The sequence below is a fragment of the Streptomyces sp. NBC_00005 genome (assembly GCF_045160215.1).
Taxonomy (GTDB): Bacteria; Actinomycetota; Actinomycetes; order Streptomycetales; family Streptomycetaceae; genus Streptomyces.
In genome coordinates this window covers 8,751,290-8,770,022 of sequence record NZ_CP108316.1, presented here as the reverse complement: position 1 = coordinate 8,770,022, position 18,733 = coordinate 8,751,290, and the positions used below count along the sequence as shown (strand labels likewise).

The 18,733-nt window shown below is 70.0% G+C and carries 17 protein-coding genes; 5 read left to right on the top strand and 12 right to left on the bottom strand.

Annotated features, from left to right (window positions below; translation table 11 throughout):
* Positions 1-30: 30 nt before the first annotated feature.
* From OG303_RS40010 to argC, 5 genes are all read right to left on the bottom strand, one after another.
* Positions 31-570, bottom strand: coding sequence for an arginine repressor (locus OG303_RS40010; protein ID WP_405874803.1), 540 nt, complete (start codon positions 568-570; stop codon positions 31-33).
* 7 nt (positions 571-577) lie between these two features.
* Complete coding sequence (locus OG303_RS40005; protein WP_405874802.1) at positions 578-1,771, bottom strand: acetylornithine transaminase; 1,194 nt, start codon at positions 1,769-1,771, stop codon at positions 578-580.
* Entirely contained in the window at positions 1,768-2,709 is a 942-nt protein-coding gene (argB, locus tag OG303_RS40000) for an acetylglutamate kinase (protein WP_405874801.1), read from the bottom strand. Before argB ends, OG303_RS40005 begins: the two co-directional genes overlap by 4 nt.
* 162 nt (positions 2,710-2,871) lie before the next feature.
* Positions 2,872-4,023, bottom strand: coding sequence for a bifunctional glutamate N-acetyltransferase/amino-acid acetyltransferase ArgJ (argJ, locus tag OG303_RS39995; RefSeq protein ID WP_405874800.1), 1,152 nt, complete (start codon positions 4,021-4,023; stop codon positions 2,872-2,874).
* Positions 4,020-5,048: an N-acetyl-gamma-glutamyl-phosphate reductase gene (argC, locus tag OG303_RS39990; RefSeq protein WP_405874799.1), complete on the bottom strand. Its 1,029-nt coding sequence runs from the start codon at positions 5,046-5,048 to the stop codon at positions 4,020-4,022. Before argC ends, argJ begins: the two co-directional genes overlap by 4 nt.
* A 287-nt stretch (positions 5,049-5,335) precedes the next feature.
* Between argC and rox the strand changes: the two genes are divergently transcribed.
* The gene (rox, locus tag OG303_RS39985; protein ID WP_405874798.1) at positions 5,336-6,763 is read left to right on the top strand and encodes a rifampin monooxygenase; all 1,428 of its coding nucleotides are present in this window, start codon (positions 5,336-5,338) and stop codon (positions 6,761-6,763) included.
* Between the two features lie 24 nt (positions 6,764-6,787).
* Here the strand turns inward: rox and OG303_RS39980 are convergent, their stop codons facing one another.
* The 3 genes from OG303_RS39980 to OG303_RS39970 all read right to left on the bottom strand — a co-directional run bounded on the left by OG303_RS39980 (position 6,788) and on the right by OG303_RS39970 (position 10,887).
* The gene (locus OG303_RS39980) at positions 6,788-7,132 is read right to left on the bottom strand and encodes a GtrA family protein (RefSeq protein WP_405874797.1); all 345 of its coding nucleotides are present in this window, start codon (positions 7,130-7,132) and stop codon (positions 6,788-6,790) included.
* Positions 7,133-7,278: 146 nt separating this feature from the next.
* Positions 7,279-8,229 (bottom strand): glycosyltransferase family 2 protein, encoded by a 951-nt coding sequence (locus OG303_RS39975; RefSeq protein ID WP_405874796.1) that lies wholly within the window; start codon positions 8,227-8,229, stop codon positions 7,279-7,281.
* A 21-nt stretch (positions 8,230-8,250) separates the two neighbouring features.
* Positions 8,251-10,887 carry a YfhO family protein gene (locus OG303_RS39970; protein WP_405874795.1) on the bottom strand — a complete coding sequence of 879 codons (2,637 nt, stop codon included), beginning with the start codon at positions 10,885-10,887 and terminating at the stop codon, positions 8,251-8,253.
* Between the two features lie 271 nt (positions 10,888-11,158).
* Here OG303_RS39970 and OG303_RS39965 point away from each other — a divergent pair, with 271 nt between their 5' ends.
* Both OG303_RS39965 and OG303_RS39960 read left to right on the top strand, forming a co-directional pair.
* Complete coding sequence (locus OG303_RS39965; RefSeq protein ID WP_405874794.1) at positions 11,159-11,581, top strand: MerR family transcriptional regulator; 423 nt, start codon at positions 11,159-11,161, stop codon at positions 11,579-11,581.
* Between the two features lies 1 nt (position 11,582).
* Positions 11,583-12,026, top strand: coding sequence for a carboxymuconolactone decarboxylase family protein (locus OG303_RS39960; protein ID WP_405874793.1), 444 nt, complete (start codon positions 11,583-11,585; stop codon positions 12,024-12,026).
* Here OG303_RS39960 and OG303_RS39955 read toward each other — a convergent pair.
* Positions 12,013-14,499, bottom strand: a complete 2,487-nt coding sequence (locus tag OG303_RS39955; protein ID WP_405874792.1) for an alpha-L-arabinofuranosidase C-terminal domain-containing protein — start codon at positions 14,497-14,499, stop codon at positions 12,013-12,015. The genes OG303_RS39960 and OG303_RS39955 overlap by 14 nt on opposite strands.
* A 133-nt stretch (positions 14,500-14,632) precedes the next feature.
* On the opposite strand from OG303_RS39955, the gene OG303_RS39950 reads away from it, so the two are divergent.
* Positions 14,633-15,121 carry a DUF6314 family protein gene (locus OG303_RS39950; RefSeq protein ID WP_405874791.1) on the top strand — a complete coding sequence of 163 codons (489 nt, stop codon included), beginning with the start codon at positions 14,633-14,635 and terminating at the stop codon, positions 15,119-15,121.
* Here the strand turns inward: OG303_RS39950 and OG303_RS39945 are convergent.
* The 3 genes from OG303_RS39945 to OG303_RS39935 all read right to left on the bottom strand — a co-directional run bounded on the left by OG303_RS39945 (position 15,103) and on the right by OG303_RS39935 (position 17,814).
* Positions 15,103-15,696: a histidine phosphatase family protein gene (locus OG303_RS39945; protein WP_405874790.1), complete on the bottom strand. Its 594-nt coding sequence runs from the start codon at positions 15,694-15,696 to the stop codon at positions 15,103-15,105. The two genes, OG303_RS39950 and OG303_RS39945, sit on opposite strands and share 19 nt — an antisense overlap.
* A gap of 129 nt (positions 15,697-15,825) precedes the next feature.
* Positions 15,826-16,263 carry a GNAT family N-acetyltransferase gene (locus OG303_RS39940; RefSeq protein WP_405874789.1) on the bottom strand — a complete coding sequence of 146 codons (438 nt, stop codon included), beginning with the start codon at positions 16,261-16,263 and terminating at the stop codon, positions 15,826-15,828.
* 87 nt (positions 16,264-16,350) lie between these two features.
* Positions 16,351-17,814 carry a PLP-dependent aminotransferase family protein gene (locus OG303_RS39935; protein ID WP_405874788.1) on the bottom strand — a complete coding sequence of 488 codons (1,464 nt, stop codon included), beginning with the start codon at positions 17,812-17,814 and terminating at the stop codon, positions 16,351-16,353.
* On the opposite strand from OG303_RS39935, the gene OG303_RS39930 reads away from it, so the two are divergent.
* A complete protein-coding gene (locus OG303_RS39930) occupies positions 17,813-18,730 on the top strand; it encodes a DMT family transporter (protein WP_405874787.1) in 918 nt (305 codons plus the stop codon). The genes OG303_RS39935 and OG303_RS39930 overlap by 2 nt on opposite strands.
* Positions 18,731-18,733: the final 3 nt, after the last annotated feature.

Genomic DNA, 18,733 nt, shown 5'->3' with positions numbered 1-18,733 from the left:
GCCCCGGACTCGTTCGCGTCAGTGGGCCGTTCAGTGGCCGTTCTGCGCCAACCGCAGCAGGTGCTCCGCCAGCGCCTGGCCGCCCGTCGGATCCCGACTGATCAACAGCAACGTGTCGTCACCGGCGATCGTGCCGAGAATGTCCTGCAGCTCGGCCTGATCGATGGCCGACGCCAGGAACTGCGCAGCCCCCGGAGGCGTCCGCAGCACCACCAGATTCGCCGACGCCTCCGCGGAGATCAGCAGCTCCTGGGACAGCCGCCGCATCCGCTCCTCCTTCGCCGACTCCCCCAGCGGCGCCCGGGGGGTGCGGAATCCCCCCTCGCTCGGCACCGCGTAGATCAGGTCGCCGTCGTTGTTGCGGATCTTCACCGCGTTCAACTCGTCGAGGTCCCGGCTCAGCGTCGCCTGGGTGACGTTCAAGCCGTCGTCGGCCAGCAGCTTCGCCAACTGGCTCTGGGACCGCACCGGTTGCCGGTTGAGGATGTCCACGATCCGGCGGTGGCGTGCGGTGCGGGTCTGCGGCACGGCAGGCCCGGCGTGCTGTGCGTCGTCCTGCGCGTGGCTCATCGTCGTCTCATTCTCCGGATCCGTCCCCGTTGGCGTGGTCCAGGATGCCGGGGAGCGCCCCGAGGAAGGCGTCCACCTCGTCGTCGCCGAGATTCAGCGGCGGCATCAGCCGTACGACGTCGGGCGCGGGCGCGTTCACCAGGAATCCGGCCTCCTGAGCCGCCTGCCGCGCCTGGGGCGCGAGCGGCTCGGTGAGCACGATACCCAGGAGGAGGCCCGCGCCCCGGACATGGGCGATCAACGGATTGCCCAGTGACTCGATTCCGTTCCGCAACTTCTCGCTCTGCCGCTTGACGTTCTCCAGCAACCCCTCGTTCTCGATGGTGTCGAGGACGGCGAGTCCGGCGGCGCAGGCGACCGGGTTGCCGCCGAAGGTCGTGCCGTGGTGCCCGGGCTGGAGCAGTTCGGCGGCGCGCCCGAAGGCGACGGTCGCGCCGAGCGGCAGTCCGCCGCCGAGACCCTTGGCCAGCGTCACGACGTCCGGCAGGACGCCCTCGTGGGCCTGGTACTCGAACCAGTGCCCGGTACGGGCGATTCCGGTCTGTACCTCGTCGAGGACCAGCAACGCGCCGGTCGCAGCGGTGATCGCGCGGGCAGCCTTGAGGTAGCCGGGCGGCGGGGTGACGACGCCGATCTCGCCCTGGATCGGCTCCAGGATGACCAGCGCGGTCTCCTCGGTGACCGCGGCCGCCAGGGCCTGCGCGTCGCCGAACGGCACGTGCGTGACCTCGCCGGGCAACGGCAGGAAAGGCTCCCGCTTGCCCTGCTGACCGGTCATCGCGAGGGCACCCATCGTGCGGCCGTGGAAGGCGCCCTCGGTGGCGACGACATGGGTCCGCCCGGTCAGCCGGCCGATCTTGAAGGCGGCCTCGTTGGCCTCGGCGCCCGAGTTGCAGAAGAAGACCCTGCCGTCCCGGCCGAAGAGCTGGAGCAGCCGTTCGGCGAGCGTCACGGTGGGCTCGGACATGAAGAAGTTGGAGATGTGGCCGAGGGCGCCGATCTGTCGGCTCACCGCCTCGACGATCGCCGGGTGGGCGTGTCCGAGCGCGTTGACCGCGATGCCGCCGACGAAGTCGGCGTACTGCTTGCCCTCGGCGTCCCACACCTTGGCGCCCTCGCCGCGCACGAGGGGCAGCAGCGGGGTGCCGTAGTTGTTCATGAGCGCGCCCTGCCACCGCGCGGTCAGATCCTGGTTGCTCACGACTCCCCCTGTACGTCCGGAATTTCGTCGGGCACGACCATCGTGCCGATGCCCTCGTCGGTGAAGATCTCCAGCAGGATCGAGTGCTCGACCCGGCCGTCGATGACGCGGGCGGTGTTCACGCCGCCCCGCACGGCGTGCAGACAGCCCTCCATCTTCGGCACCATCCCGGAGCTCAACTCCGGCAGCAGCTTCTCCAGTTGGGAAGCCGTGAGGCGGCTGATCACCTCGTCGCTGTTCGGCCAGTCCTCGTAGAGGCCCTCCACGTCCGTGAGAACCATGAGGGTTTCGGCGCCAAGAGCAGCAGCGAGTGCCGCAGCCGCCGTATCAGCATTGACGTTGTAGACATGTCCGTCGTCCTGGCTACGGGCGATCGACGAGACGACCGGGATCCGGCCGTCGGCGAGCAGTGCCTCGATCGCGCCCGTGTCGATCTCGGTGATCTCGCCCACCCGCCCGATGTCGACCAACTCCCCGTCGATCTCGGGCTGGTGCTTGGTGGCGGTGATGGTGTGCGCGTCCTCGCCGGTGAGGCCTATGGCCAGCGGGCCGTGCTGGTTGAGCAGTCCGACCAGTTCGCGCTGGACCTGTCCGGCGAGCACCATGCGTACGACGTCCATGGCGTCCTCGGTGGTGACACGCAGGCCGGCCTTGAACTCGCTGACGATGCCGTGCCGGTCGAGGGCGGCGCTGATCTGCGGGCCGCCGCCATGCACGACGACCGGCTTGAGGCCGGCGTGGTGCAGGAACACGACGTCCTGGGCGAACGCGGCCTTCAGGTCCTCGTCGATCATGGCGTTGCCGCCGAACTTGATGACGACGATCTTGCCGTTGTGCCTCGTCAGCCAGGGCAGCGCCTCGATGAGGATCTGGGCCTTGGGCAGGGCGGTGTGCTTACGGGTCGGGGACTTTCCCTCTTCTGAGTGATTGACCGTCATAACCGACTTTCGGAAAGATCTCGGATCAGCCGCCGGGCGGGCGGTGTTGGCCTGCGGAGGCGATGTAAGACTCATCCCGGACTTGTCCGGGGCGAGCGGTCGCCGGTGAAACAGGAACCCTCGTCGGCGACGGCGAGGACCCGTGACAACCAAGCGGGCACGTCAAGAGGAGTACGCGCTGTTCTCGTGCACATAATCGGCTGTCAGGTCGTTGGTCCAGATCACCGCAGACTCATTGCCTGCCGCGAGGTCCGCCGTGATGCGGACCTCGCGGTAGCGCATGTCGACCTTCTCGCGGTCCTCGCCGACGCCGCCGTTCTTGCAGACCCAGACGCCGTTGATGGCGACGTTCAACCGGTCGGCCTCGAAGGTGGCTTGAGTCGTGCCGATCGCGGAGAGCACACGGCCCCAGTTGGGGTCCTCGCCGTGGATCGCGCACTTGAGGAGGTTGTTGCGGGCGATGGAGCGGCCCACCTCGACGGCGTCGTCCTCGGTCGCGGCGTTGATGACCTCGACCTTGATGTCCTTGCTGGCGCCCTCGGCGTCACGGATCAGCTGCTGGCCGAGGTCGTCGCAGACGGCCCGTACCGCCTCGGCGAACTCCGCGTGTTCCGGGGTGACTTCGGAGGCACCGGAGGCCAGCAGCAGCACGGTGTCGTTGGTGGACATGCAGCCGTCGGAGTCGACGCGGTCGAAGGTCGTCCGCGTGGCGGCCCGAAGTGCCGTGTCCAGTACGTCACTTTCGACGACCGCGTCCGTGGTGAGGACGACCAGCATGGTGGCGAGGCCGGGAGCGAGCATGCCCGCGCCCTTCGCCATGCCGCCGACGGTCCAGCCGTCCTTGGTCACGACGGACGTCTTGTGGACGCTGTCGGTGGTCTTGATGGCGATGGCGGCCTTCTCGCCGCCGTGCTCGGACAGCTGCTGAGCCGCGGTCTCGACTCCCGGGAGCAGCTTGTCCATCGGGAGCAGGACGCCGATCAGTCCGGTGGAGCAGACGGCGACCTCGATGGCACCGCGGCCGAGGACCTCGGCGACCTTCTCCGCGGTGGCGTGCGTGTCCTGGAAGCCCTTCGGCCCCGTACAGGCGTTGGCGCCACCGGAGTTGAGGACGACCGTGGACACCTGGCCGCCCTTGAGGACCTGCTCGGACCACAGCACCGGCGCGGCCTTCACACGGTTGGAGGTGAAGACGCCCGCGGCGGCGCGGCGCGGACCGTTGTTGACCACGAGGGCCAGGTCCGGGTTGCCGTTCTCCTTGATTCCGGCGGCGATGCCGGCCGCCGTGAATCCCTTGGCTGCCGTGACGCTCACGGTGCGACTCCGATCGTGGAAAGCCCCGTGGACTCGTCGAGTCCGAGGGCGAGGTTCATGCTCTGGACGGCACCGCCCGCGGTGCCCTTGGTCAGGTTGTCGATGGCGCTGATCGCGATGATGCGGCCCGCCGCCTCGTCGTACGCGACCTGCACCTGAACGGCGTTGGAACCGTAGACGGACGCCGTGGCGGGCCACTGGCCCTCGGGGAGCAGGTGGACGAAGGGCTCGTCGGCGAAGGCCTTCTCGTAGGCGGCGCGGACGGTTTCCGCCGTGACACCGGGGCGCGCCTTCGCGGTGCAGGTGGCGAGGATGCCGCGGGGCATGGGCGCGAGGGTGGGCGTGAAGGAGACGGAGACCCGCTCCCCCGCCGAGGCGCTGAGGTTCTGGATCATCTCGGGGGTGTGCCGGTGGCCGCCGCCGACGCCGTACGGGGTCATCGAGCCCATCACCTCGGAGCCCAGCAGGTGCGGCTTGGGCGCCTTGCCCGCGCCCGACGTCCCGGACGCGGCGACGATCACGGCCTCGTTCTCGGCGAGCCCGGCCTCGTAGGCCGGGAAGAGGGCCAGCGAGACGGCCGTGGGGTAGCAACCGGGTACCGCGATGCGCTTGGACCCCTCCAGCGCGGCACGGGCACCCGGCAGTTCGGGGAGGCCGTAGGGCCAGGTCCCGGCGTGCGCGGAGCCGTAGAACCTCTCCCAGTCGGCCGCGTCCTTGAGCCGGAAGTCGGCGCCCATGTCGACCACGAGCACGTCCGGGCCGAGCTGCTCGGCGACAGCCGCGGACTGGCCGTGGGGCAGGGCGAGGAACACGACGTCGTGCCCGGCGAGGACCTCGGGGGTCGTCTCCTGGAGCACGCGGTCGGCCAGCGGCAGCAGGTGCGGCTGGAGCGCACCGAGCTTCTGGCCCGCGTTGGAGTTGCCGGTCAGGGCCCCGATCTCGATCCCGGGGTGCGCCAGGAGCAGCCGCAGGAGCTCTCCGCCCGCGTATCCGCTCGCACCGGCCACTGCCGCACGTACCGCCATGTCATCCTCCTCCTGGATGGCATGACTATACGTTTCGCTGCACGTTTATGCAATCTGGGCCGGTGTCCGCCTCATGCGGCACAGGGACGGGAAATGAAAAAGGCAAGGAGTTCAGCGACTCCTTGCCACTCTCAAGCTATAGCGCACGGGGGGTCTTGCGGCAAGACCCGGGTCGTGCTGCAGAATCTCCTGCCTGGGCCAGAACCTGCGGAAATAAGCGTTTCGCGACGTACATGCGCCTTTGTCGGCGTGCTGGCCGAAGACCACTCTCGTTCGATGGGGGATCCATGATTGACGTGATCGTCGCCGGCGGTGGACCGACCGGCCTGATGCTGGCCGGCGAGCTGCGGCTGCACGGTGTGCACGTGGTCGTGCTGGAGAAGGACGTGGAGCCCACCCTGTTCGTCCGCTCGCTCGGCCTGCATGTGCGCAGCATCGAGGTGATGGACCAGCGCGGCCTGCTGGAGCGGTTCCTGGAGCAGGGCCGGCAGTACCCGGTCGGCGGCTTCTTCGCCGGCATCCCCAAGCCCGCGCCCGACCGGCTGGACACCGCGCACGGCTACGTCCTCGGCATCCCGCAGACCATCACCGACCGTCTGCTGGCCGAGCACGCCACCGAGGTCGGTGCGGAGATCCGGCGCGGCTGCGAGCTGGTCGGGCTGAGCCAGGACGACGAGGGGGTGACCGCCGAGCTGGCCGACGGCTCGCGGCTGCGTTCGCGCTATCTCGTCGGCTGCGACGGCGGGCGCAGCACGGTGCGCAAGCTGCTCGGCGTCGGCTTCCCCGGTGAGCCCTCCCGGGTCGAGACGCTGATCGGGGAGATGGAGGTGACCGTGTCTGCGGAGAAGCTGGCCGCCGTGGTGGCCGAGGTCCGCAGGACCGAGAAGCGGTTCGGCCTCGGTCCCTTCGGGGAGGGGGTGTATCGCGTCGTCGTGCCCGCCGAGGGGGTGGCCGGGGACCGCTCACTCCCGCCGACCCTCGAGGAGGTCAAGCAGCAGCTGCGGAAGTTCTCCGGCACGGACTTCGGCGTGCACTCACCGCGCTGGCTGTCCCGCTTCGGCGACGCCACCCGGCAGGCCGAGCGCTACCGGACCGGCCGCGTGCTACTGGCCGGCGACGCGGCGCACATCCACCCGCCGGTCGGCGGGCAGGGCCTCAACCTCGGCATCCAGGACGCGTTCAACCTCGGCTGGAAGCTCGCCGCGGAGGTCAACGGCTGGGCGCCGGAAGGGCTGTTGGACAGCTACCACACCGAACGGCACCCGGTGGCCGCCGACGTGCTGGACAACACCCGCGCGCAGATGCAGCTGCTGTCCACGGAGCCCGGTCCCCAGGCGGTGCGTCGGCTGCTGACGGAACTGATGGCCTTCGAGGAAGTGAACCGGTACCTCACCGAGAAGATCATCGCGATCGGGATCCGCTACGACTTCGGCGAGGGCCACGAACTGCTCGGCCGGCGGCTGCGGGACGTGACGCTGAAGAAGGGGCGCCTCTACGAGCTGATGCACGGCGGCCGCGGGCTGCTCCTCGACCGGACCGGCCGACTCACGGTGGCGGGCTGGGCGGACCGGGTCGACCATGTCGTCGACGTCAGCGAGGAACTGGACGCGCCCGCGGTGCTGCTGCGGCCGGACGGTCATGTGGCGTGGGTGGGCGAGGACCAGCAGGAGCTGTTCGGCCTGCTGCCCAAGTGGTTCGGCGCCGCGGCCGGTTGAGGCTCGCGGTCCCTGACGCCCCTCTCACAACATGATCCGGCGGGAGACGACGAAGGTCACCGGAATCGCCGCCAGGGACGCGAGCAGCGGGGCGTAGCGGCTGCCGAAATGGAGGAGGTCGACGAGCACGTAGACGCCTGCCGTCGTGATGACGAAGTTCGCGGCGTTCGTGAGGGGGAACAGCAGGAATTTCCGCCAGGTCGGACGTGTCCGGTAGGTGAACCGCGCATTGAGGAAAAAGGATCCGGTCATGCTGAGGACGGTCGCCAGAACATGGGCGACGAGATAGGGAAAACGGGTGAGGAACAGCAGGTACGGACCGTAGTACGTGCCCGTGTTGACGACGCCGATCACAGCGAAGGTGACCATCTGCCGGGAAATCAGCGAACTCGGTACCGGGGATTTCGGTTCCGGTGAATTCGGCTCCGGTGATTTCGGTTCCAAAGGTGCCGGTATCGGGGGTGTCGGTATCGGGGGTCTCGGTGTCAGGGGTCTCGGTGTCGGGGAATGAGGCATCAGGGAATGAGGTCCTTCGCTCGTTTCACATTGGTCGCCTTCACCAGGAAGTGCGGGCGCCCCTTGACCTCGTAGTAGATGCGGCCGGTGTACTCCCCGATGACCCCGAGCATGATCATCTGCACTCCGGCGACACCGGTGACGGCGGTGATGATCGTGACGTAGCCGGGTGTCTGCACTCCGTTGACGAGTGCAGCGCCCACGATCCAGGCCGTGTACAGGCCGGCGCACAGCAGCAGGCCCATGCCGAGATGGAGGGCGGCGCGCAGCGGCCTGTTGTTGAAGGAGAGCAGCCCGTCGAGGCCGTAGTTGAGCAGGCTCCGGAAGGTCCAGGAGCTGCGGCCGCCCTCGCGTGCGGCGTTCTCGTACTCGAAGGTGGTGCTCGGGAAGCCCACCCACGCGAACAGGCCCTTGGAGAAGCGGTTGTACTCGGTGAGGTCCAGGATCGCGTCCACCACGCGGCGGGACATCATCCGGAAGTCGCCGACGCCGTCCACGAGTTCGACGTCGACGAGACGGTTGATGAGCCGGTAGTAGAGGCGGGCGGTGAGGGTGCGGGTCATCCTGTCGCCGGTCCTGGTGCGCTTGGCGACGACCTGGTCGTAGCCCTCCTTGCTCAGGTCCACCATGCGTTTGATGAGTTCCGGTGGATGCTGGAGGTCCGCGTCCATGACGACCACGGAGTCCCCCGAGGCGTGGCGCAGGCCGGCGAGCAGTGCCGCCTCCTTGCCGAAGTTGCGGCTGAAGGAGACGTACCGCACGCGCGCGTCGCGGTCGGCAAGACGCTCCAGGGCGGCGAGCGTACGGTCGCGGCTGCCGTCGTCGACGTAGACGAACTCCATGTCGTGGCCGAGCGGCAACAGCTCGTCGGCGACCTTCTGGACCTGGTCGTGGAAGCGCTCGATGACGTCTTCCTCGTTGAAGCAGGGTGCGACGATCGATATGAGCATGGTTTCCCCCTGGGGACGCGGTCAGAGAGCGCCGGTCACGGGCTCGCGCGGGCGGGTGGTCGTGGTCGATGGCGCCGGTGGCTGTGGCGGTGCGGCACGCCGTCGGCGTACGGCGGTGAGGGCGCCGAGCAGGATCAGGGCCAGGAGCGATACGGCCCCGACGGTCGTGCCGAGGCGCAGTCCGGGCGGGTGGAACGTGCAGGAGACGGTGGTGGAGGTGCCGTCGAGGGGGACGGCGATCAGGCCGTGGAACTGCCGTGCCGGTACGGCCGCGGCGTCGCCCGCGGCACAGCGCCAGCCCGCGATGCGCGGAGCCGCCACGACCGCGGTTCCCCTGCTGCCCGCCGGGAGTTCGGCGCGGATCGTGCTGTCGGAGACGGTCACGTGGGTGGCGCCGGTGGTCCTCAGCTGCGCGACGGCGTCGTGCAGACGGGCGGTGTCCAGGCAGCCGACCGCGCCGTCCGGGACGCGGCCGGGGCGGTCGGGGGTCAGGTCGATCGTGAGGCGGCCGGAGGCCGGGGTCCTGCCGAGCCGTTGCATGGCGGCGATCTTGGTGACGCGGGCGTCGGACCTGAACCGGCCGGTCGGCCCGTCGGGAAGTTGCGCGGTGCCCGAGAAGTGGGGTGCCCAGAGATAGACCTCGCTGCCGGCCGGGCACCGGGCCGTGACGGTCGGCTTCCGCTCGCTTCCGGGGGCGGATGCGGTGACGAGCATCCCGGGATGCGCGGCGTCTCCGGCGCGCGGGGGCTTCCCGGTGGCGGTCCGCACCGTACTGCGAGGCACGGTGTACACGCGGGCGCCCAGCAGGAGTTCCTGGTTGCGGTACGGCGAGGGGCCGAAGCCGGTCGAGGACGCGCCGGACGGTCGGAGCGTGACCAGCGGCGGTACGTCCTGCCGGGACACGGTCGGCACGGTGCCGTCCTGCGCGAACCAGTTCTGGTGCGGGTCCGGCGGTGAGTGCACGCGCGCGCCGATGGAGAAGATCGCGTCCGTGACGTCGTTGTCCAGGCTCTGCGGGCTGCGGCCCCGCGAGGTCCAGCCGCCGCCGAGGGCGGTGAGTGTGCGGCTGAGGACGTCGGAGGTGAGGCTGCTGTAGTACTGGGCGCCCTCGCCGCCCACCAGCATCGGGTCGTTGCCGACGGTCTGTTCCCGGCCCGGGTCGGTGCGGTACCGGGGCCAGTCGTCGGCCTGCGCGATCGCCGCCGCCTGCGCCTCCTGGCGGGCTCCCCAGGGCGCGTAGTCGTCCATGTGGCCGAGGCGGAGCCGGGTGGCGACGGCGGAGGTGGCGGCCGTCTCGCCAAACTGGCCGCCGAACAGCAGGACTACGGCGAGCCCGGCCAGGACGGTACGGCGCGGGCCTTCGGTGCGTCGCAACAGCACCAGTCCGCCGAGCGCGCCGACGACGGCGAGCAGCAGCACCGCCCATCCGACGGGGTGCACCAGAGCACTCCGGCTCGCGGCGGCACTGATCAGTACGAGCAGCCCGGCTGCCGCCCCGAGGGCGCGCCGGTCGGGTGGGCCGTACGACAGCGCCTGCCACGCGGCGATCACCAGCAGCGCGCACAGGACGAAGGCCTGGCGGTAGACGCTGCCCTGTGGTGTGGCGAAGGCATGCCAGACCAGGTGCGTCGGCCCCCACTGCAGCGACAGGGCCACGCCGGCGACCAGCAGCGTCCAGCCGACGCGCACCCGCCGCGGAACGGCCCGGTGGAAGGGCAGGCAGAGCGCGAGCAGCAGCGCCGTGGTGCCCACATAGACGGCCGGACTGCCGAAGCTGTACGTCGTCGGCAGCAGACGGGCCAGCAGGTCCTCCGTCGGCACGGGCGCGAACTGCACGGCTCTGCCGGGATGGGCGTGCTTGGTGCCGAAGTACACGACGGTCACCAGCGGCGCGGCCAGGCCCACGCCCAGCAGGACGGTGACGGCACCGCGGCCGACTGCCTGGAGTCGCCGCCGGGTCGGGAGACCGGAGAGCCACAGCCGGAGCAGCAGCACCAGCCCGGCAGCGATGGTCGCCATGTACGCGGTATAGAAGTTGGCGATCCAGGCCAGGGCCACGATGACGACACCGAGGAGCGGGCGCCGTCCGTGCTGCGCCCACTCGCCCACCAGGCAGAGCAGTGGCAGGGCGACGAGTCCGTCGAGCCACATCGGGTTGTAGGAGGCGACCGCAACGCTCCAGCCGCACAAGGCGTACGAGGCGCCCAGCAGCCCCGCGACCCACCAGCGTCCGGGGCGCAGGCTCAGCAGCAGCCAGGCCATGGCAGCACCGGCGGACGCCGTCTTCAGCACGGTGATCACATACACCGCGAGGTCGATCTCGTCCCGCGGGAACACCGCGACGAGCAGGGCGAACGGGCTGCTGAGGTAGGTGCCCAGATCGGGCAGGAAGCTGGAGCCGAATCCGGACTGCCAGTTGATGAACAGGCCACCGTCGGCCCTTCCGTGCAGCAGGTCCCACAGGTGTGCGTGGAACGGCACGTACTGGTTGCCCAGGTCGTTGACGCTCCGGGTACGGGGTCCGAAGGGATAGCTGCGGGCGACGGCATCAGCGGCGCAGAACGCGGTGACGGTGATGACCGCGGCGAGCAGGGCCGCGGCCTTCTTCGGTGAGAAATGGCCGCTCGAAACGGCTGTGGACAGGGTCGAGCGATCCATTCCTTGGCACTCCCCGCGGGTTATCGATTCGCCCGCTTAGACGGACCGTCTTTCCGATTGGTTGTGCCGTCCACCAAAAGTGACAAAGCCAACTCCGAATGCGGACACGGGTTTATGGAAGGAAAGGGTGAACACCCGGGAAACAGAACTCTCCCTGTGCGTTATTCAGGGGTGAATTTCATCGTGTCCTGCGGGCCGCATACGCGGCGAGCGCGGAGTTGAGGGTGGGAGGCTTGACCTGGAGCGCACTCCAGGTTCTACGGTTCTGTTCATGACCAGCGGACAGCCCCTCCCGCAGGACCGCGAGGCCCTCACCATCGCCGAGGTCGCCGAGCGCACCGGCCTTTCGCACGACACCTTGCGCTACTACGAGAAGGCCGGCCTGATCGAGCGGGTCGGCCGGACCACCGGCAACCAGCGCCGCTACGACGGCGCCGACCTGGCCTGGCTGGAGTTCCTGCTGCGGCTGCGCGAGACCGGTATGGCGATCGCCGACATGCAGCGGTTCGCGCAGTTGCGGGCGAAGGGGAACGTCTCGGTCGCCGACCGGCTGGCGATGCTGCGCGAGCACCGCGCCGAACTGGCCGAACGGATCAGGGCGTTGCGCCGCAACGCCCGTGCACTGGACGACAAGATCGACCACTACGAGTGGCTCCTCGGCGAATCGCCCGAGCAGCCCGGATCGGAAGCCTGACATGAGCGAGAGCACCACCCGTGAAGAGCGTTTCGCCCACGGCCTGGAGGTCCTCAAGAGGGTCGACGGCGAGGCCGGGGAGCGGGTCGTCGACTCGCTCGCCGACATCAACCCCGAACTCGGCCACCAGGTCGTGGCCTGGGCCTTCGGCGAGATCTACGACCGGCCCGGACTCGCCCCGCGCGACCGCCAGTTGGTGACGCTGGGCATGCTCACCGCGCTCGGCGGCTGCGAGGCCCAGCTCGACGTGCACGTCAACGCGGCACTGAACGTGGGCCTCACGCCCGAGCAGATCATCGAGGCGCTGACGCACTCGGCGGTGTACTGCGGGATACCGAAGGCCCTGAACGCGACCCTCGCCGCGAAGAAGGTCTTCGCCGAGCGCGGGCTGCTGCCGCTCGGACAGCAGCCCGCCGACTCGGCACCGGCGACTACCTCTGCTTGATCCGCAGGAAGGTGATCGAGTTCGCCGGGAAGGTGTACGAGAACGTGTCGGCGACGCCCGCGAAGGTGGATGTCACCGGGGTGACCGCCGTGGACGTCTCGGTGTTCACCGCGTCGGGCGCGGCGGCCAGCGTGGTCACCCTGGCCTTGGACACGACCTTCGCGCCACCGAGGTCGATCGCCGTACGGGCCGCCGACGCCTGGGCGTTGACCACCTTGACGATCAGGTCACCGGTCTTCTGGTCCTTGGTGACGACCTGGCGGAACGGCTCGGCCGGCTTGTCGTCGGTGAAGCTGCCCCACTGCCGGCCGTCGAGGTACAGGGTCACCTGGCGGCCGCGCACCTTGACGTCGATGTCGTAGGTGCGGCCGGTCTCGACCGATCCCGCCTTGGCGATCAGCGTCGACTTGCCGCCGTCCACGGCCTGTTCGACGGCGGACTGGGTGTTGCCCCAGCCACCCAGGTTCCACCAGTAGTAGTTACCGGTGTCCTTGACGCCGAACGCGACGAGGAAGCCCTCCTTGCCGGACTTCTTGGTGGCCTTCGCGTGCAGGTCGTAGTCGTGCCAGGAGGTGTCGCCGGCGGAGACCATGGTGTTCTCGGCGGCGGTGTCCGTCTGGACGTACTGCCCGTCCTGGATGCTCCAGCTGCCGGCGCCGGTGTGCGTCCACTTCGAGGCGTCACCGGAGAAGTCGTCGCTGAACAGCGTGCCGCCGTCGGCGTCCGTCACCTTCACGTCGTCGTACGCGGCACTGGTGGCCCAGGTCGACAGGCCGACGGCGCCGGTGATGGGGGCGAGCAGCGACGGCGTGCCGGTGGCGGTCGAAGGCACCACCCGGTCACCGACGTTGTTCATGAACAGCTTCTGGACCTCGTAGTTCGCCGAACCCCAGGAGGCATGGTTGTTGAACCACACCATGTCCGGACTCCACTGGACGTAGTCCTCGTTCGCGAACAGCGGTGCGTACGAGGCGAGTTTGACGACGTCCGCGTTGCGTTCGAGGCCGGTCATGTACGCCGCCTCGGCGAGACCGTTCTTGAAGGCGTTGCCCCCGGAGGCGTACTCGCCCAGGAAGACCTTCGGCCCGTTCCTGTCGTACGAGTCGTAGCGGTCGTTGTTCTGCAGGAACCACTGCGGGCTGTTGTAGTAGTGCTCGTCGACCATGTCGACCTTGGCGTCCTTGTTGAGCTGCCAGGCCGTGTCGAAGGTCGTACCGGAGTCGTCCGGGCCGGAGTTGGAGATCACCTGCATGTGCGGGTACTCGGCCTGGATGGCGGCGCGGAACTGCTTGAAGCGGGCGAAGAACTCGGTGGGCAGGTTCTCCTCGTTGCCGACCTCGATATGGGTGAGGTGGAAGGGCTTCGGGTGGCCCATCTGCGCGCGCTTCCTGCCCCACTCGCTGGTCACCGGTCCGTTGGCGAACTCGATGAGGTCGAGGGTGTCCTGGATGTGCCGCTTCAGCAGCGCGTCGTCGTCGGTGGCCTTGTTCTGGCCGCAGCCGGTCACCAGGGCCGGGACCACGGACAGCGGCATGGCGCCGATGTCCTCGGCGAGGCGGAAGTACTCGTAGTAGCCGAGGCCGTAACTCTGGTTGTAGCCCCAGAAGTTGGAGTTGGTGGCGCGCGTCTCGACCGGGCCGATGGTGTCCTTCCACTGGTACGAGCGCTTGCGCTGGTAGCCGGAGGCCTCGCTGTAGTCCGCCATGGAACCGGTGTTGACCAGGCAGCCGCCGGGGAAGCGCACGAAGCCCGGGTGCAGGGCGGCGATCTTCTCGGCGAGGTCCTTGCGCAGGCCGTTCGGCTCGTGCTTGTAGGTGTCGCGCGGGAAGAGGGAGACCATGTCGAGCGCGGTCGCGGCGGAAGTGCCCACGGTGAGGCGGCCGTTGGAGCTCGTCCGTGTGGCGGTGAAGGTGGCCTTGTACTGGGCCCAGCCGCCCTTGCGCACGGCCACCCGGCGGGCGGTGGCCAGTGAACCGTCGGCGTCCTGCAGGGAGACCGTGAGCGTCGTACCGCTCTCGGCGCGGGACCACACCGAGAAGTCGTACTTCTTGCCCTCCTCGACCCGGACACCGGTGTTGTAGCCGGCGTTCGTGACGGACGAACCGGCGCCCAGGGAGAGGTAGTTGCGGTTGCGGGCGTTCAGCCGCCCGTCGTCGTTCACGACCTGGGCCGTGCCGTCGACCGTCCACGCGGTCAGCGGGGTGTACGACTTGTTGTCGTCGGTGGAGTACTCGAAGGACCGGTTCTGCACGAGCTCGGCGTAAATGCCGCCGTCGGCGGCGCGGTTGATGTCCTCGAAGAAGACGCCGTACATCGTGTCGTCGATCTTCGCGCCCTTGGTGCCGGGGTCGACGGTGATCGCGTAGTCGGTGACGTCGTCGGCGTGAGCGGGGGCCGGGACGAGACCGACGGCCAGCAGGAAAGCGCTTGCTCCTAGGCCAAGTCTCAGCCGGTTGCGGGTGGTGCGTGACATGAATACTCCGCGGCTCTGGGGAATTGTTGCGGCGTTCGAAATATCAGACAGCGGTCAGCACTTCGAACGGCAAGATAGGGAAGGGGTGTGAGCACGTCAATGGGGCCCGCGTGGGCGACATAAGGTCGAGGGCATGGATGCGGCGATGACGGGCGAGCCCTGGCCCGTGCCCGACGTGCTGGCCCATCTGGCCGGGCGCTGGCGCGTGGAGCGCGACGTGCGGGACCTCGCGAGCGGCGACGAGGGCCGTTTCGAGGGCATCACGGTCTTCAGCCCCCTGACCGAAGACGGCTTGACCGAAGGCGGCCTGGCCGAAGGAGGCCTGCTGCACGAGGAGTCCGGCACGTTCACCTGGCAGGGCGTCGCGCGCCCCGCCGAGCGGACGCTGCGCTTCCTGCCGGGGAGTTCACCGGGCACGGCGGACGTGTGCTTCGCCGACGGGCGTCCCTTCCACGGCCTGGACCTGACCACCGGGCACCACGTCGCCGACCATCCCTGCGCGGCGGATCTCTACCGGGGCGAGTTCACCGTCCTGGACGCGGACCACTGGCGGTCGGTCTGGCGGGTGGGCGGGCCCGCCAAGGATCTCGTGCTCACCACCGACTACGCCCGCGTGGGCTGAGCCGAAGCCCCGTCGAAGCGGAGGTTCCAGCGCCCCGCGCGGCCCGTGACGGTGATCGTCGACAGGGGGCGCACGTCGACGTTCCAGTACGTCGACGGAGGCGCCTTCAGGGCATACACCAGGGCGGCACGGATCACGGACGGCTCGGCGACGGCGACGACGCGGCCGCCGTCCTCGACGGGCCGGGTGTCGAGCCAGCCCCCGACCCGGGAGACGAAGGCGAGCAGTGACTCGCCGCCGTGCGGGGTGGACCGCGGGTCGGCGAGCCAGGCATCCACCGCCTCCGGCTCGCGGGCCATCGCCTCGCCGAGCGTCAGCCCGCGCCAGCGGCCCATGCCGCAGTCCCGCAGGGCGAGTTGCACCAGCGGCGCGTAGCCGAGGGCGTCGCCGGTGGTACGGCTGCGCGGCGTGGGCGAGCAGTAGCGCAGCTCCGCCGCCGCGAGCGGCACCAGGCCGTGGGCGGCACGCTGCACCTCGTCCCAGCCGGCCTGGTCCAGGGGGCGGTCGTCCTCGAAGCGCTCGGCGAGCAGTGGGGAGCTGCGCGCGGCGGCGACGAATGTGACCCTAAGTTGCATGCGGTGATGGTGAATCGTGAAAGTACGCAGGTCAAGAGGTGCCGCCTACGAGTCACCGAGGGTTGCCGAAACCTTACGTCAACGGTCGGGACCCGGCGGACAACTCACCCCAAACCCCCGCCCCGACCCTCACTCGAAGAGGAGCGCCATCCACTGGTCGGGCCTCGCCAGTTCCCGGAACCCGAGCTTCTCGTACACCCCGTGCGCATCGTGGGTGGCAAGCAGGATGCGACGCATTCCGTACGGCCGCAGGTGCTCGCGGACGGCCGCGACCATCGCCGTACCGACGCTCTTGCCGCGCACCGACGGGTCGACGTACACATCGCAGAGCCAGGCGAAGGTGGCGCGATCGGTGATGACTCGCGCATAAGCGACCTGATTCCCCGAAACCACGTCATACACACCGAAGTTCAGCGACCCCGCGATCGCCCGGTCCTGCGTCTCGCGGGACCGCCCGAGCGCCCAGTACGCGTCGGTGGACAGCCAGCGGTGCACGCGCTCGACGTCGATGCGCTCGGGGTCGGTGGAGATCTCGTAGCCGTCGGGGAGGCCGGGGGTGTCGGTCATGGCGGGAGACTTGCAGGTCGGGAGGCGGGGCGTCGAGCGAATTTCCCGCCGGGCGGGCGGTGTCCACCGGTCCCCGCAGGGGCAGTGCTAGAGCAGCTCGGCCCACGCCGAACGCAACCGCCGCACCCCTTCGGCGATCTCCCCCGTCCCCGCCACCGCCGCGAAGCTCAACCGCACGTGCGGGGCGGCCGATTCGGCGCTGAAGTACGGGCGGCCCGGGGTGATGGCGACCCCCGCGCGCAGGGCCGCCTCCGTCAGAGCGGTTTCTCCCCCGGAGCCGAAGGCCTGGGAGGTGCCCCCAGTGCCGTCGGGGAGGCGGAGCCACAGGTGGTAGCCGCCGGACGGGATGTGCGGGAGGGCGAGTTCGGGGAGCTCCAGTCGCAGGGCCGCCGTCATCGTGTCGCGGCGGATCTTCAACTCCGCCGAGATCGCGCGCAGATGGCGTGGCCAGGCGGGCGAGCCGACAAGTTCGAGCGCGGCCTCCTGGAGCGGGCGGGGGACGAAGAAGGTGTCGACGACCTGGATGGCGCGCAGCCGTTCCAGTACCGGGCCGTGGGCGGCCAGCGCGCTCACCCGGAAGCTGGGCGAGGTCGCCTTGGTGAGGGAGTTGACGTGGACGACGACACCGTCGGGGTCGTCGGCTGCAAGAGGGCTTGGCAGCGGTCCCGCGTCTTCGTGCACGAGCCGTCGTACGAAGTCGTCCTCGACGACGAACGCGCCGGCCTCGCGGGCGATCCGCAGCACCTCCCCACGCCGTTCGGGGGCGAGCACGGCACCCGTCGGGTTCTGGAACAGCGGCTGGCAGACGAAGACGCGCGCGCCGGTCGCCCGGAACGCGTCGGCGAGCAGGGCGGGCTTCACTCCGTCCGCGTCCACCGGGACCGGCACCGGCCGCAGCCCCGCCGCCCGCGCGATCGCCAACATGCCCGGATACGTGGGCGATTCGACGAGCACCGGCGCTCCGGGCGGGGCGAGCGCACGCAGGGCGGTGGTCAGCGCGGACTGGCCGCCCGCGCCGATCAGCACTCCGGCGGCCGTGACCCCGCCGCCGATGCTGCGGGCGAACCACTCCCGCAGCTCCGGCAGCCCCTCCATCGGCGGCCGCCCCCAGGCCCCGGGGCGACGGCCCGCCCGGGACAGGGCCGCCGCCATCGCCCGTTCCGGCTGCAGTGACGGGTGCAGATAGCCGCCGTTGAACTCGACGACTCCGGGCGGCGGGGCGGCGAGCGAGACCGTGACTCCGGACGCGTCCACGGAACGCGGTACGAGGTCGGCGGCGCCGTCCGCGCTGAGGGCGACCTCCTGCCAGGAGGTGTCACCGGCGGGCGTGGTGGTACCGCGCGGCTCCGCCCGGAAGGCACCGGCTCCCGGCCGGGTCACCACCAGGCCCTCTGCGGCCAGCTGAGCCAGGGCACGCGAGACGGTCACCGGGCTCACCCGGAACCGCTCGACGAGGGACCGGCTCGACGGGAGCTTTCCACCGGGAGAGTAGCGGTCAAGCTCTCGCCGCAGCTGAATGGCCAGTACACCGACACTGCTACGCTCTTGCATGACAGCACAGAGTAGCGCTACTGACCCGACGCGGATAGCGGTGGACACCGGGGCCAAGGCGACCGGCACCGGCACCGTCCTGGCCGCCCTCGGCGTCACCGCCTTCTCCCTCACCTTCCCCGCCACGGCCTGGGGTCTGGAGGGCTTCGGGCCCTGGTCCCTGGTCGCCGTGCGGAGCTCTCTGGCAGCCGTCATCGCCGGCGCCTGGCTGCTGGCCCTGCGCGTCCCGCTGCCGGACCGCCGGCACCTGGCGGGCCTCGCGGTCGTCGCCGCCGGTGTCGTCGTCGGATTCCCGCTGCTGACCACGCTCGCCCTGCAGACGTCGACCACCGCGCACGCCGCGGTCGTCGTCGGTCTCCTGCCCCTGACGACCGCCCTGTTCTCGGCCCTGCGCATGGGCACCCGCCCCTCCCGCACCTTCTGGGCGGCGGCCTGCGCGGGGGCGGCCGCGGTCGTCGCCTTCACGGTGCAGCAGAGCGGCGGCGCGCTGACGACCGCCGACCTGTACCTGTTCGCCGCGCTGCTGGTGTGCGCGGCCGGCTACACCGAGGGCGGTCGGCTGGCCGGGGTCATGCCGGGCTGGCAGGTCACCGGCTGGGCGCTGGTGCTGTGCCTGCCGCTGAGCGTTCCGGCCGCCGCGCTGGCGGTGTCGTACGAGCCCGTGACGCTGACCGCGCACAGCGTGGCCGGGCTGCTGTGGGTTGCGGTCGGCTCGCAGTTCCTCGGCCTGGTCGTCTGGTACCGGGGCATGGCGGCCATCGGCATCCCCAAGGCCAGCCAGTTGCAGTTGGCCCAGCCCCTGCTCACACTGGTGTGGTCGGTGTTGCTGCTGGGCGAGCACCTGACGGTGGCCGCCCCGCTGACGGCCGCGGCGGTACTCGTGTGCATCGCCGTCACCCAGCGGGCGTGGGGCTGAGCG